10 protein-coding genes are annotated in these 14,534 nt (G+C 74.2%); 8 read left to right on the plus strand and 2 right to left on the minus strand.

Features of this window, described 5'->3' with window-relative positions; genetic code table 11:
- Positions 1-9 precede the first annotated feature (9 nt).
- A complete protein-coding gene (locus J2X64_RS05780) occupies positions 10-2,283 on the plus strand; it encodes a helicase-associated domain-containing protein (RefSeq protein WP_310150880.1) in 2,274 nt (757 codons plus the stop codon).
- 9 nt (positions 2,284-2,292) lie between these two features.
- Here the strand turns inward: J2X64_RS05780 and J2X64_RS05785 are convergent, their stop codons facing one another.
- Positions 2,293-3,243, minus strand: coding sequence for a hydroxymethylglutaryl-CoA lyase (locus tag J2X64_RS05785; protein WP_310150883.1), 951 nt, complete (start codon positions 3,241-3,243; stop codon positions 2,293-2,295).
- Positions 3,244-3,339: 96 nt separating this feature from the next.
- Here J2X64_RS05785 and J2X64_RS05790 point away from each other — a divergent pair, with 96 nt between their 5' ends.
- The 7 genes from J2X64_RS05790 to J2X64_RS05820 all read left to right on the plus strand — a co-directional run bounded on the left by J2X64_RS05790 (position 3,340) and on the right by J2X64_RS05820 (position 13,327).
- Entirely contained in the window at positions 3,340-4,149 is an 810-nt protein-coding gene (locus tag J2X64_RS05790; protein WP_310150886.1) for a hypothetical protein, read from the plus strand.
- Positions 4,150-4,153: 4 nt separating this feature from the next.
- On the plus strand, positions 4,154-5,803 hold the full coding sequence (locus J2X64_RS05795) for a DNA repair helicase XPB (RefSeq protein ID WP_310150889.1): 1,650 nt from the start codon (positions 4,154-4,156) through the stop codon (positions 5,801-5,803).
- A gap of 255 nt (positions 5,804-6,058) precedes the next feature.
- Complete coding sequence (locus J2X64_RS05800) at positions 6,059-6,838, plus strand: CHAP domain-containing protein (RefSeq protein WP_310150892.1); 780 nt, start codon at positions 6,059-6,061, stop codon at positions 6,836-6,838.
- Positions 6,839-7,034: 196 nt separating this feature from the next.
- Positions 7,035-7,745, plus strand: a complete 711-nt coding sequence (locus tag J2X64_RS05805) for a response regulator transcription factor (protein WP_310150896.1) — start codon at positions 7,035-7,037, stop codon at positions 7,743-7,745.
- 104 nt (positions 7,746-7,849) lie between these two features.
- Positions 7,850-9,451 carry a HAMP domain-containing sensor histidine kinase gene (locus tag J2X64_RS05810; RefSeq protein WP_310150898.1) on the plus strand — a complete coding sequence of 534 codons (1,602 nt, stop codon included), beginning with the start codon at positions 7,850-7,852 and terminating at the stop codon, positions 9,449-9,451.
- A 49-nt stretch (positions 9,452-9,500) separates the two neighbouring features.
- A complete protein-coding gene (locus J2X64_RS05815) occupies positions 9,501-11,060 on the plus strand; it encodes a trypsin-like peptidase domain-containing protein (protein WP_310150901.1) in 1,560 nt (519 codons plus the stop codon).
- A gap of 233 nt (positions 11,061-11,293) precedes the next feature.
- The gene (locus J2X64_RS05820) at positions 11,294-13,327 is read left to right on the plus strand and encodes an AAA family ATPase (protein ID WP_310150903.1); all 2,034 of its coding nucleotides are present in this window, start codon (positions 11,294-11,296) and stop codon (positions 13,325-13,327) included.
- On the opposite strand, the gene J2X64_RS05825 is transcribed toward J2X64_RS05820, so the two are convergent.
- Entirely contained in the window at positions 13,281-14,483 is a 1,203-nt protein-coding gene (locus J2X64_RS05825) for a hypothetical protein (RefSeq protein ID WP_310150906.1), read from the minus strand. The genes J2X64_RS05820 and J2X64_RS05825 overlap by 47 nt on opposite strands.
- Positions 14,484-14,534 lie beyond the last annotated feature (51 nt).

Below are 14,534 nucleotides of genomic sequence, written 5' to 3' on the forward strand. Positions count from 1 at the left end.
CGTGGGCAGGTGCCCGCGACCTCCTCCACGCCCGCTGCCGGCGCCCGGTCGATGGCCGACGACATCCGCGCGCGCACCGACGAGCAGCTCGGGAACCTGCTGCACCTGCGCCACGACCTCGCGCGCCCCGCCCCCGCCGACCTCGCCGCACTGGCTGCGCGCGCCAGCACCCGGGCCAGCGTCCAGCGCGCCATCGACAACCTCGACCTGGCCCACCTGCAGGTGCTCGAGGCCGCGACCGCCGGCTCGAGCCCGGTCGACCCGGCCGAGCTCGCCACCTCCCTGACGCTCGCCACTGCCGAGGACGTGGAGCCCCTGCTCGAGGAGCTGTGGGCTCTCGCGCTGCTCTGGCGCAGCCCCGAGGGGCTGCGCGTGGTCCGCACCGTGACCGAGGTGCTGGGCCACCCCGCTGGCCTCGGACCGCGCGCTGCGGACCTCTCGGCCGACGTGCCCGACGCGCAGACCGTCGCCGAAGCGGCCGGCTCCGCTCCTGCGCCGGCACGCGCCATCCTCGACCGGCTCACCTGGGGCCCGGCCGTCGCCGTCCTGCCCCCGGGGGCCCCGGAGCGGGTCGCCGAGGGCGCCCGCTGGCTCCTCGAGCACCACCTCGTGGCCGCGCCCACGCCCGACCAGCTGGTGCTTCCGCGGGAGGTCGCCCTCGCCCTGCGTGGCGGCCGCACCCACCGCGACCCCGCCCTCACCGCACCGGCGCTCGAGGGCCGCCAGGTGCCGCCTCAGGACGTCGACTTCGCCGCCGGACAGCAGGTCACCGACCTGCTGTCCCTGCTCGACGAGCTCGCGGCGGAGTGGGGCCTGCGCCCGCCGCGCGTCCTGCGCTCCGGTGGGCTCGCGGTCCGCGACCTCAAGCGACTGGCCACAGTGCTGGACGTGGACCAGGAGCGTGCCGCCTTCGTCGCCGAGACGGCGTATGCCTCGGGGCTGGTTGCCGACGACGGCTCCCTGGACCCCTCGTGGGCGCCCACACCGGCATACGACGAGTGGCAGCAGCAGCCCGCGGAGGTGCGCTGGGCCACGCTCGCCCGTGCCTGGCTCGCCACCACCCGCGCCCCGCACCTCGTGGGCACCACCCCGCCCGGCGGGTCAGGCACTGTCAACGCGCTCGGGCCCGAGGCGCACTGGCCGCCGGCACGCAGCCTGCGTCGCGACCTGCTCGTCCTGGCCGCGGCCACCGAGCCCGGCCTCGCCCCCACGACCGGGTCCTGGGCGGGCCTGCTGCGGTGGCACCGCCCCCGCCGGGTGCCCGCCAGCCTCGACACGGTCGTCGCCGCGGTGGCGCGCGAGGCCGAGTGGCTCGGGGTCACCGGCCGCGGCGCGGTCTCGAGCGCGGGACGCGTCCTGCTCACCGACGCCGACGACGACCAGCTGGCCGACGCGGTGCGTCCCCACCTGCCCGAGCCGGTTGAACACGTCCTGCTGCAGGCCGACCTCACCGCCGTGGCGCCCGGGCCGCTCGCGGGAGGCCTGGCGACGTTCATGCGGCTCGTCGCCGACGTCGAGAGCCGCGGTGGCGCGACTGTCTACCGCTTCACGCCCGACTCGGTGCGCCGGTGCCTCGACGCGGGATGGTCGGTCGACCAGGTGCTCGGCACGCTCACCGACGCCAGCCACACGCCGGTGCCGCAGCCGCTGGAGTACCTCGTGCGCGACGTCGCGCGGCGGCACGGGCAGGCGCGGGTCGGCTCGGTGCGGGCGTATGTGCGGTGCGACGACGAGACGACACTCGGGGCGATGCTGGCCGACCGCGAGCTGTCGCCGCTGCAGCTGCGCAGCGTGGCACCGACGGTGCTCGTCTCCCCGGTCGCCGCCGAGACCGTCCTCGACTTCCTGCGCGACAACGGCTACGCCCCGGCGGCGGAGAGCCCTGACGGAGGCGTGGTCGTCCCGACGGCCGGGCGCCACCGCACGCCGGTGCACCGCCGCCCGAACCAGGTCAGCGCACAGGTCGTCGACGACGACCTCGTGACCCGGCTGCTCGGTGCGCTGCGTGCCGGTGAGGAGGCCGCGGCATACCAGCGCGAGCAGCTCGCCCGGCGCGAGGGACCGGCGCTGCCGAGCACCGACCCCACCACCACCCTCGCGGTGCTGCGGGACGCGGCGGCGGACCGCCAGGCGGTCTGGCTCGGGTACTCCGACGCCGACGGACGGGTGCGGCGCCTGCTGTTCTACCCCGACCGGGTCGAGGGCGGCCGCGTGCACGGCACCGCCGACGGCGCGCTGCGGACCCTGTCCATCCACCGGGTCACCGGAGCGGCACCGGGCTGACCGGCCGGCTCAGTCGCCGCCGGCGAGCGCCTTGACGACGCGGGACGGGGACGGGCGGCCGAGCCGCTCGGCCATCCAGACGCTGGTCTCGACGAGGGCGGCGAGGTCCACGCCGGTCGCCACCCCGGCGCCGTCGAGGGCCCAGACGAGGTCCTCGGTGGCGAGGTTGCCGGTCGCGCTCTTGGCGTAGGGGCAGCCGCCGAGGCCACCGGTCGACGCGTCGACCACCCGGACGCCGTGGCGCAAGGCCGTCATCGTGTTGGCGAGGGCCTGCCCGTAGGTGTCGTGGAAGTGCACGCCGATCCGGTCCGCCCCGATCCCCCGGGCGTCGAGCTCGTCGAGCAGCCGGCTCACGTGGCCGGTCGTGCCGGTGCCGATGGTGTCGCCGAGCGACAGCTGGTCCGCGCCGAGCTCCATGAGCCGGACGGCGACGTCGGCGACCTGCTCGACGGGCACGGGCCCCTCCCACGGGTCGCCGAAGCACATCGAGACGTAGGCGCGCACCCACAGCCCCGAGTCCTTGGCGCGCCGCACGACCGGCCGGAACATCTCGACCGACTCAGCGACCGTGCGGTTGAGGTTCTTGCGGGCGAACGTCTCGGTGGCGCTCCCGAAGACCGCCACGGCTCCGACACCGGCAGCGAGCGCGTCGTCGAGCCCGCGCTCGTTCGGCACGAGCACCGGTCGCCGAGCACCCCTGCCGACGTCCCCGAGGTCGGCGAGGAGCTCGCGCGCGTCGGCGAGCTGCGGCACCCACGACGGCGGCACGAACGAGGTCGTCTCGATGGTCTCCAGGCCCGCTGCCGCCAGCCGGCGGACGAACTCCGCCTTCACCTCGACCGGCACGACCGTCTTCTCGTTCTGCAGTCCGTCGCGCGGGCCGACCTCGTAGATCGTGACGCTCTCCGGCAGGTCGGTCGCGGGCTCGCGCTGGGGCAGGGCGGGGCGGGCTGTGCTCACCCGTCGATCCTGCCATTCCCGGGAACCGGCGGTCCCGGGCACGCACGAGCGGGTTAGATTTGTGCACCGGTGACACCACCACGACGAAGGACGGCCATGAGCGACACCCCTCGGAACGACGAGAGTCCCGAGTTCCGCGACCCCACGGCGCCGAGCGACCCCTGGGCCGACTCGACGAGTGGGACGGACGAGTCCGCCTCGTCGCCCGAGCACACCCGGCCGGTCGAGACCTCGCAGACCCAGCAGGTGCCCCAGGCGCCCGGGTCCGACGAGGGTGCTGCGTCCAGTGCGCCGCCGGTCCCGCCGGCTCCCGGCCACGAGTCGCCGTGGGCCTCCTCGTCGACGCCCGAGAGCCCGTACGCGAGCCCCGCGCCCGGTTCGACGCCCCCCGCGCCCCCGCAGAACCCGTACGCGAGCCCCGCGCCGGGCTCGACGCCTCCCGCGCCGGGCTCCACGCCGCCCCCGCCGCCCCAGAACCCCTACGCCGCACCGCAGAGCCCGTATGCCGGGCAGCCGCCGGCCGCGCCGCAGAACCCGTACGCAGCGCCTGCCCCCGGCGGCGGCTACGGTCCCCCGCCCGGCTACGGCACCGCCCCCACCCCGGCACCGGGCTACGGCGCGAACCCGTACGCCTCGGCTCCCCGCTCGATGAGCGGCAACACCATCGCCCTGCTGGTCGTCTCCGGCCTGCTGACCCTCGGCGGCTGCGGCGTCGGCATCGTCGCCCTCGTGTTCGCCATCCTCGCCGCCACGAAGAACGACGAGCCGCAGGAACAGGCGAAGTTCACCCGCTGGGGCTGGTGGGCGCTGGGCATCACGATCCTGCTCGCCATCATCGCCATCATCGCCGTGGTCGTCCTGGCCGCGGTCGGCAGCAGCAGCACCAGCACCGGCGGAGGGTACTGACCCCTTGCCTGACGGCGCCCTGATCGTCCAGAGCGACAAGACCCTCCTGCTGGAGGTCGACCACCCCCGGGCCGAGGAGGCCCGGCGGGCCATCGCGCCCTTCGCCGAGCTCGAGCGCGCGCCCGAGCACATGCACACCTACCGCGTCACGCCGCTGGGCCTGTGGAACGCGCGGGCGGCCGGGCACGACGCCGAGCAGGTGGTCGACGCCCTCGTCACGCACAGCCGCTACGCCGTGCCGAACGCCTTGCTCGTCGACGTCGCCGACACGATGGACCGGTACGGCCGGCTCACGCTTCTCAAGGACGACGAGCACGGCCTGGTGCTGCGCACGACCGACCGCCCCGTGCTCGAGGAAGTGTTGCGGCACAAGAAGATCAAGCCGCTCGTCGGCACGCGCGTCGACGACGACACGGTGCTGGTCCACCCCTCCGAGCGCGGCCACCTCAAGCAGGAGCTGCTCAAGGTCGGCTGGCCCGCCGAGGACGAGGCCGGGTACGTCGACGGCGAGGCGCACCGCATCGACCTCGACAACGCCGACTGGTCCCTGCGCCCGTACCAGCAGCAGGCCGTCGACGGCTTCTGGCACGGCGGCTCGGGCGTCGTCGTCCTCCCCTGCGGTGCGGGCAAGACCCTCGTCGGCGCCGGGGCGATGGCCCAGGCCAAGGCGACCACGCTGATCCTCGTCACCAACACGGTGTCCGCGCGGCAGTGGCGCGACGAGCTGCTGCACCGCACCTCGCTCACCGAGGAGGAGATCGGCGAGTACTCCGGCGCCCGCAAGGAGATCCGGCCGGTCACCATCGCGACCTACCAGGTGCTGACGACCAAGCGGAAGGGCGTCTACACGCACCTCGACCTGCTCGACGCCCGCGACTGGGGCCTCATCGTCTACGACGAGGTGCACCTGCTGCCGGCGCCGATCTTCCGGATGACCGCAGACCTGCAGGCCCGTCGCCGGCTCGGCCTCACCGCCACCCTCGTGCGCGAGGACGGCCGCGAGGCGGACGTGTTCTCCCTCATCGGTCCCAAGCGGTTCGACGCGCCGTGGAAGGACATCGAGGCACAGGGCTACATCGCGCCCGCCGACTGCGTCGAGGTGCGGGTCACGCTCGGCGACAGCGAGCGCATGGCGTATGCCGTGTCCGAGCCGGAGGACCGCTACCGGCTGTCCTCGTGCAGCCCGACGAAGCTGCCGGTCGTCGAGCGGATCGTCGAGCGCCACAAGGGTGAGCCGACCCTCGTCATCGGGCAGTACCTCGACCAGCTCGACGAGGTGGCCACCCGGCTCGGGGCCGACGTCATCACCGGTGAGACGCCGGTCGGCCAGCGGCAGAAGCTGTTCCAGGCCTTCCGCGACGGGGACATCGACCTGCTCGTCGTGTCCAAGGTCGCCAACTTCTCGGTCGACCTGCCCGAGGCCACGGTCGCCATCCAGGTGTCGGGGACCTTCGGCTCCCGGCAGGAGGAGGCCCAGCGGCTCGGCCGGGTGCTGCGCCCCAAGGGCGACGGCCGCACCGCGCACTTCTACACGGTCGTCGCGCGTGACACCGTCGACGCCGAGTTCGCCGCGCACCGGCAGCGGTTCCTCGCCGAGCAGGGCTACGCGTACCGCATCGTCGACGCCGACGACCTGCCCGCCGGCCGCGCCTGACACAGCCGGTACGGCCGGCCGAACCGTCCCCGCACGGGCCTCGCCTCGAGGAGGGGAGCGCTCCCCTGCCGCGGGGCACACGGCATACCGGATGCACGAAGTCGTTGCGACACAGTCGTTTCCGTGACGTCTGGGCTCGTGCCCGGAGGCTGTGACGGGTAGCTCTCCCCATCGCCAGGCAGTGTCCCGCGCTCCTACGTTCCTGCCAGCAGCCGGAACCACAGGGGGGCCGGCCGACACCAGGAGCGAACAGACATGGGCATCACCACCATCGCCACCAAGCCGGTCCGCGTGGCCGTCGCCTCCCTCGCCGGGCTCGGCATCGCCGGCGGGATCGCGGTCGCGGCCGACGCCGCCACCGGGACGATCAAGACCTCCGGCGCCAACCTCACCGTCCGCAAGGGGCCGGGCACCGGCTACGCGGCCGTCGGGACCATCGCCAAGGGCACCAAGGTCACGATCAGCTGCCAGACGACCGGCTCGACCGTCCGGGGCACCTACGGCACGTCGAACATCTGGGACAAGATCGGCACCGGCCGGTTCGTCTCCGACGCCTACGTCTACACCGGCTCCGACGGCCGGGTCGCCCCGAAGTGTGGCACCGGTGGCAGCACGGGCAGCACCACCCCGAGCGGCATCATCGGCAACGACTACCCGTACAGCGGCCAGACCTCCGGCGTCGACCCGTGGAACTTCTACAAGGGCCAGTGCACCTCGTTCGCCGCGTGGCGCGCCCGCAGCGTCAAGCACGTCAGCTTCACCAACTCCTACAAGGGCCAGCACTGGGGCAATGCCAACCACTGGGACGACGCGGCCCGCGCGGCCGGTGTGACGACCAGCAGCCGCCCGCACGTCGGTGACATCGCGCAAAGCGACGCCGGCTCCTACGGCCACGTCGCCTACGTCGCGAAGGTCAACGCCAACGGCAGCTTCGTGGTCGAGGAGTACAACTGGGCCAACCCGGAGCACTACGGCACCCGCACCACCACCGTCGGTGGCGCACACGGCCAGTTCGACACCTTCATCCGCTTCTGACGGACCCGGCCCCGCCGACTGCCGGCCGACTGCCGGCCGACCGGCCCTCCGCAACACGGCGGTTGCTCGACGACCCGCGGGACAACAACCCGCGGGAAGCCGGGCAACCGCCGTGTCGCGCGGCCGGGGGGAACCGGCGAGGACGCGCCCAGACGGCATACAGGAAACTCCCAGAGACCGGGCAGACACTGGTGCAGTGAGCACCACGACCCAGCCTGAGGCCCGGCTCCTCGTCGTCGAGGACGAGCCGAACATCCGCGAGCTCCTGGCCACCTCCCTGCGCTTCGCAGGGTTCGAGGTCCACGTCGCCGGTGACGGCGCGACCGCCCTCAACCTCGCCACGGCGCACGACCCCGACCTGGTCGTGCTCGACGTGATGCTCCCGGACATGGACGGGTTCTCGGTGACGCGCAAGCTGCGCGACACCGGCCGACAGCTGCCGATCGTCTTCGTCACGGCCCGCGACTCGGTCGACGACAAGATCAAGGGACTCACCGTCGGCGGCGACGACTACGTCACCAAGCCGTTCAGCCTCGAGGAGGTCGTCGCCCGGATCCGCGCCGTGCTGCGCCGCACCCGCGGTGAGGTCGACGACGGCGCGTCGATGCGGTTCGAGGACCTCGAGCTCGACGAGGACTCGCACGAGGTCCGCCGAGCCGGTCGCGTCATCGACGTGTCGCCCACCGAGTTCAAGCTGCTGCGCTACCTCATGCTCAACCCCAACCGCGTGCTGTCCAAGGCGCAGATCCTCGACCACGTCTGGGACTACGACTTCCGCGGCGAGTCCGGCATCGTCGAGTCCTACATCTCCTACCTGCGGCGCAAGATCGACACCGAGGGCCTGCCCGCGCTCATCCACACCAAGCGCGGCGTCGGCTACGTCCTGCGCAAGCCGCCGGAGGCCTAGTGACGACGCCACCCGCCGCGACCCCCTCCACGGCGGCGACTCCGCCACCGGTGCCACCCGCGCCGACCGGCGGGGGCGCGACGCCGACCGGCCAGACCGGCGCGGTGCCCACCGGCCAGACCAGCGCGGTGCCCACCGGCCAGACCGGCGCCAGCGCCATCGGCCCCGCCCCCGCGGGCACCGACCCCACCGGCACCGGCCCCAAGGGTGCCCCCGGCAGCGGCGGTCCCCGCCTGTCCCGGCCGCACCTGCCCGACCGCGTCCACCAGCGCCTCGAGGACCTGCCGCTGCGCGTGCGGCTCGTCAGCGTGCTGCTCGTCCTGCTGCTGCTCGCCCTGACCCTGACGGCCGGGGCGACTGCCGCGCTGATGCGCCGCGACCTCATGGGCCGCGTCGACCAGGACCTCCAACGGGCCTACCCCAGCGTGGCGCAGCAGGCTCTCGACACGCTGCGGGCGCCGACGCGCAACCGGCTGCCGAGCGGCTACGCCGTCGTCTTCTACCCCACCGACGGCTCGAACGCGGTCGAGATCGACCCCACCGGGCTCGACGCGCGCCCCGGCGTGCCCGACACCCTGCCGCTCACCGACCGGCGCGTCACGGGCACCGACGCGTTCACCATCACCTCCCGCGACGGGAACGGCGAGTGGCGCGCGGTGGCGGGCAAGCTCCGCGACAACTCGGCGACGTTCATCGTGGCGGTGCCGCTGACGTCGGTCAGCCACACCGTGCGCCGGCTCATCCTCGTGGAGCTGCTCATCGGCCTGGGCGTCCTCGTCGCCATGGGCTGCGTGGGCTGGTATGCCGTGAACCGCGCCTTCCGCCCGCTACGGCAGATCGAGGACACCGCCGCCGCGATCGCCGACGGCGACCTGACGAGGCGCGTGCCGACGCGGACGGCCAAGGACGAGGTCACCTCCCTCTCGCGCTCGCTCAACGCGATGCTCGCGCAGATCGAGCAGTCGTTCGCGGCCCGTGAGGCGTCCGAGGAGAAGATGCGCCAGTTCGTGGCGGACGCGTCCCACGAGCTGCGCACGCCGCTGGCAGCCGTCCGGGGCTACGCCGAGCTGTACCGCCAGGGCGCCGTGCGCGAGCCCGACGACGTCGCGAGCGCGATGAGCCGGATCGAGGGCGAGGCCGGCCGGATGAGCGGGCTGGTCGAGGACCTCCTGGTGCTCGCCCGGCTCGACGACCAGCGGCCCCTGGCCTTCGGCCCCGTCGACCTCACCGTGGTGGCGGCCGACGCGGCGCAGGACGCCCGCGCCATCGACCCCGGCCGCCGCATCGAGGTCATCGGGCTCGAGGGACCGCTCGGCCCCACGGTGGCCCAGGGCGAGGACGCCAAGCTCCGCCAGGTCGTGGCGAACCTGCTCTCCAACGCCCTCAACCACACGCCGGCCGGCACCCCCATCGAGGTGGCCGTGGGGTCGCGTGCGCACGACGGCATGGCCGTCGTCGAGGTCCGCGACCACGGGCCCGGCGTTGACCCCGACAAGGCCCGTCGCGTCTTCGAGCGCTTCTACCGCGCCGACCCCTCCCGCGCCCGCACCGGTGGTGGCGGCAACGGCCTCGGGCTGGCCATCGCCGCGGCGATCGTCGCGGCGCACCGGGGCCGGATCGGCGTCGCGCAGACGCCCGGAGGCGGCGCGACGTTCGTGATGGAGCTGCCCACAGGAAACTCCCAGCAGGCGCCCAGTAGCCGTTGACGTCGGCGGGGTTGACTCATCTCATCAGCCACACCGAGGAGATCGAGAGATGACCCAGACCCCGCACGACACCCGGTTCCCGACCAGCGGCAGCGCGGGCGCGGACCCCGGGCGCGATCCGGGGTCGGCGCCCGAGCAGCCCGGCAGCCCGGCCCCCCAGCAGGAGCCGTGGGCAGCGCCACAGCCGGCGTATGCCGCGCCGCACGGGTCCCAGCCCACCGGGCCGCAGCCGGGCGCCGGCTCCCCCGCCGCGCCGCAGTCGGACGCGACGGGCCCGGTCTGGTACGGGCAGACGCGGGAGATCCCGCGCACGTCCGCCTTCGGCCCCGGCGCCTCCGGGTACGGCGCGTCCGGCTACCCGGGCCAGCACCCCTCCTCACAGACCCCGGCTGGGCCGCCCCCTTCCTTCCCCACTCGGGACGGGGCAGAGCCTGCCCAGCCGGCCAAGCGGCGTCGCCTGGCGGAGCTCACCACCGTCGCGGCGCTGGCCGCCCTGCTCGCCAGCGGCGGCACCGTGGCCGCGACCCAGCTGGTCGACGGCTCGCAGCCCTCCTCCACTGCGAGCTCGACGACCCTGGGTCGCGGCACGGACAAGGGCCCGGTCGTCCAGGCGGACGCGAGCAACCCCAACTGGACCGCCACCGCCGCCGCCGTCTCCCCGAGCGTCGTGGCCATCACCGTGGCCTCCAGCCAGGGCGAGGCCGAGGGCAGCGGCGTCATCATCGACGCCAAGGGCCACATCCTCACGAACAACCACGTCGTCAGCGGCGCCGGCTCCGGCGCCAGCCTGACCGTGACGCTCAACGACGGGCGGTCCTACAAGGCGAGCGTCGCCGGCACCGACCCCAGCACCGACCTGGCCGTCATCACGCTGGCGAACGCCCCGAGCGACCTCAAGCCGGTCGCCGTCGGCGACTCCGGCGCCCTCAAGGTCGGCGACCCGGTCATGGCGGTCGGGAACCCGCTCGGCCTCGCGGGCACCGTGACGACCGGCATCGTCAGCGCCCTCGACCGCCCGGTGACCACCCAGGCCGAGGACAGCAACCAGAACCAGAACCCGTTCGGCCAGCAGCAGGGCGGCAGCGACAGCACCGAGGTCGTGACCAACGCGATCCAGACGTCGGCCGCGATCAACCCCGGCAACTCCGGTGGCGCGCTGGTCAACGCCTCCGGCCAGCTCGTCGGCATCAACTCCTCGATCGCCAGCCTCGGCGGCTCGGGCAGCGGCAGCCAGAGCGGCAGCATCGGCATCGGCTTCGCCATCCCCGTCAACGAGGCGAAGATGATCGCGACGCAGCTCATCGACTCGGGCAAGGCCCAGCACTCCTTCCTCGGCGTGACGACGCGTGACGGCACGGCCTCCGACGGCACCAGCCAGCGGACCGGCGCCCAGGTCGTCGACGTCTCGGCCGGCACCCCGGCCGCCAAGGCCGGGCTGCGGTCCGGTGACGTGGTCATCAAGGTCGACGGCCAGTCGACCGGTTCGTCCGAGTCACTGGTGGCGAGCATCCGCGAGCGGGCCGTCGGCGACAAGGTCACCCTGACCGTGATCCGCGACGGCAAGCAGATGACCCTGTCGACCACCCTCGCCGCCAAGCCGACGCAGTAACCGTCCTCCCGGCACCGGGCGTCCTCCCCCGGCAGCCGGTGGCCGCCCCTTGTGTGCGGGGCACGTGCCGCGCCCCGCGGATCCCCTTCCCGAGGGGCGCGGCCTCGTCTGCGCCACCAGCGGGCCCCGCCGTCACCCCGCCCCGCCACCACCGCCCGCGCCGCCCCCGGGGTGCGCCGGCACCGGTGAAACCCAGTTGGACGAGCCCGGCTCCGGTGGCAGAATCGCCGCTCGTGCCTGACGCCTCCGCCCTCGACGAGCTCGAGCGGGAGAGGGAGCACCTCGAGAGCGCGCGGGCGGCGCTGGCGCGGATGCGCGAGCAAACCCTGTCACTGAAGGTCCAGGCCCACGACCCGATCTCGGCCGAGCACCTGGCCCGCACCCTGCACCTGCGCGCGGCGTCCCTCGAGGACGACCCCTCGACGACCCTGTTCTTCGGCCGGGTGGACACCGACGGCTCGCAGTCCGACCAGGGCCCCGAGAGCTGGCACATCGGCCGGCGCCACGTGGCCGACGAGCACGGCGACCCCATGGTCATCGACTGGCGCGCGCAGATGTCGACCGCCTTCTACCGGGCCTCCCGCACCGACCCCATGGGCGTCGTGCTGCGCCGACGGTTCGGCCTCGACCACGGGCGCATCACCGCCTACGAGGACGAGCACCTCCAGGACGTCCGCGAGCACGAGGTCCGCAGCCAGATCCTCGCCGAGGAGATCGAGCGACCCCGCGTCGGCCCGATGCGCGACATCGTCGCCACCATCCAGCCCGAGCAGGACGAGATCGTGCGCGCCGGCGCCGACCGCACCATCTGCGTCCAGGGAGCGCCCGGCACCGGCAAGACCGCCGTCGGCCTGCACCGCGCCGCCTGGCTGCTCTACGCGTTCCGCGACAAGCTCGCCCGGTCCGGGGTGCTCGTCATCGGCCCGAACCGCGCGTTCCTCGAGCACATCGGCGCCGTCCTGCCGGCCCTCGGCGAGGTCGCGGTCGGCCACACCACCATCGAGGAGCTCGTGGCCTCGGTGCCGGTCCGCGGCACCGACCCGACCGAGACTGCCGTGCTCAAGGGCGACGCCCGGCTCGCGGAGGTGCTGCGCCGCGCCGTGTGGTCGGCAGTCGGGACCGCGACCGAGCCGCTCGTGGTGCCCCGCGGGGTCCGCAAGTGGCGCGTCCCGGCATACGAGGTCACGGAGATCGTCGAGGAGCTCCGCGCGCGGGGCGTGCGCTACGACGCCGCGCGGCAGATGCTCCCCCAGCGCCTGGCCCACACGGTCCTGCTCAAGATGGAGGCCGCCGGCGACTCGCCCGACGACCGCGTGCAGGACTCGGTGGCGCGCTCGGCCGTGGTGAAGAAGTACGTCAACGCGATCTGGCCGGCCCTCGACGCCAAGGCGGTGCTGTTCGACGTGCTCTCCGACGCCGAGGCCCTCGCCCGCCACGCCGACGGCCTGCTGAGCGAGGACGAGCAGCGGGTCCTGTTGTGGGACAAGCCTGCTCGCACCAAGGGGTCAGCCCGCTGGTCCCACGCCGACACCGTCCTGCTCGACGAGCTGGCCGACCACATCAGCCGCACGCCCTCGCTCGGCCACGTCGTGCTCGACGAGGCTCAGGACCTCTCGCCGATGCAGCTGCGCGCCGTGGGCCGGCGCTGCTCGACCGGCGCGGCGACCGTGCTCGGCGACATCGCCCAGGGCACCACCCCGTGGGCCACCGACTCGTGGGAGTCCTCGCTGGAGCACCTCGGCAAGCCGGGCAGCCACGTGGAGGTGCTCGACCGCGGTTTCCGTGTGCCCGCTTCGGTCATCGAGTATGCCGCGCGCCTGCTGCCGCACATGGCGCAGGGACTGGGGGCGCCCGTCTCCGTGCGTGACAACCCGGGCCGGCTCGACCTCGTCCCGGTGAGCGGCGACGTGGCCGCACGGGTGGCCGAGGTCGTGGCGACGGAGTCGGCGGAGCCCGGGTCGGTCGGTGTCATCGCGCCGGATGCGTCGGTGGGCGTCGTGTCGAAGGCTCTGCAGGACAACGGCATCGAGCACGGGGTGCTCGGCCAGGACCACGGCGACATCGACCACCAGGTCGACATCGTCCCGGCCAGCGTCGCCAAGGGCCTCGAGTTCGACCGGGTCGTCGTGGTCGAACCGGCAGAGATCGCCGCTGCCGAGCCGGACGCCCGCACGGGCCTGCGCCGGCTCTACGTCGTCCTCACCCGTGCCGTCTCCGCGCTCACCGTGGTGCACGCGCAACCTCTCCCGGCCGAGCTGACCGACTGACACCGGCTCGGCGCCAGGCCCCCGGGGCCGTGGCGAGGGCGGACAGGACGGTCACGGCGCCCAGCACGGCCAGCACGCGCTGACCGCCCCACGTCGCGGCGAAGCCGGCGAGCGCGGTCCCGGCCGACGCGAAGGCGACCTTGGTCCCGCCGACGGCGACGAACACCGGTCCTGCGAGGTGCGGGGGCGAGAGCTCTCCGCGCGCCGACAGGCTGAGGAGCGTGTGCACGGCGAGCACGCCCCCGAGGGCGCCGAACCCTGCAGCGAGGAGCCCGGCGTCCGCGCCCGCGAGGGCGCACACCACCAGGACGGTTCCCAGTGCGCCTGTCGCCAGGACCATCCCTGCGTCGGGCGGCACCTGCCAGGGCCGGACCGCCAGGCACAGGCCGGCCGCCAACCCGCCCAGGCCGAATGCCGAGACGACCCATCCCGCCTCGGCGCTGCCCTGCCCGCGGGCGAGCGCCGTGCCGGTGAGCAGCGCCGCCGAGACCGTGAGCGCCCCCATCCACGTCAGGGCCACCACCCGGCGCAGCCGGGGCTCGCGCCACAGGTGCAGGGCGACCTGCGAGGACGTCACCTGCCGTCCGTCCGACGAGGCTGCGGCCGCGCGCGGGAGGACGAGGACGCCCGCCGAGCCGACCGCTCCGCAACCGGCCAGGACCCACAGCGCAGCGGCGGAGGACCAGGTCGTGGCGAGCAGGGCGACCAGCGCGGGGGCCACCGTCGCCGACGCACCGTAGGTCAGGGCGTCGAGCGCCCGGGTCCGACGTCCGTCCCCGCCGACCACCGGGAGCAGGCTGCTCAGGCCGCCAGTGAGCATCGGGCCACAGGCACCGGCGAGCGCCCACGGCACGACGGAGGCGGCCATCGGCCACGACCCGACCCCGGCAGTGCCGACCGCCACGGCCGCCGCCGCGACCACCCCCGCCCCCGTCACGACCCACCTGCGGTCCCGGGCACGTCCGAGAAGAGGGGCGGTCAGCGGTCCCGTGACGTGCATCGCCGTGAGGGCGGCGGCGAGGATCCCGGCGACACGGACCGGTTGGTGCGACACCCGGTCGGTGCACAGCAGGACGAGACCGACACCGGCCCCGGCGTCCATCGAGCGCACCAGGACCGCACTGCCGAGGAACAGGACCACACCACGCCGTCGCATGACACCCCTTTGACCGGTTACGACGACCTTGCTCGCCTTCCTGACACCTGT

The sequence above is a fragment of the Phycicoccus sp. 3266 genome (genome assembly GCF_031456495.1).
Lineage (GTDB): Bacteria > Actinomycetota > Actinomycetes > Actinomycetales > Dermatophilaceae > Pedococcus.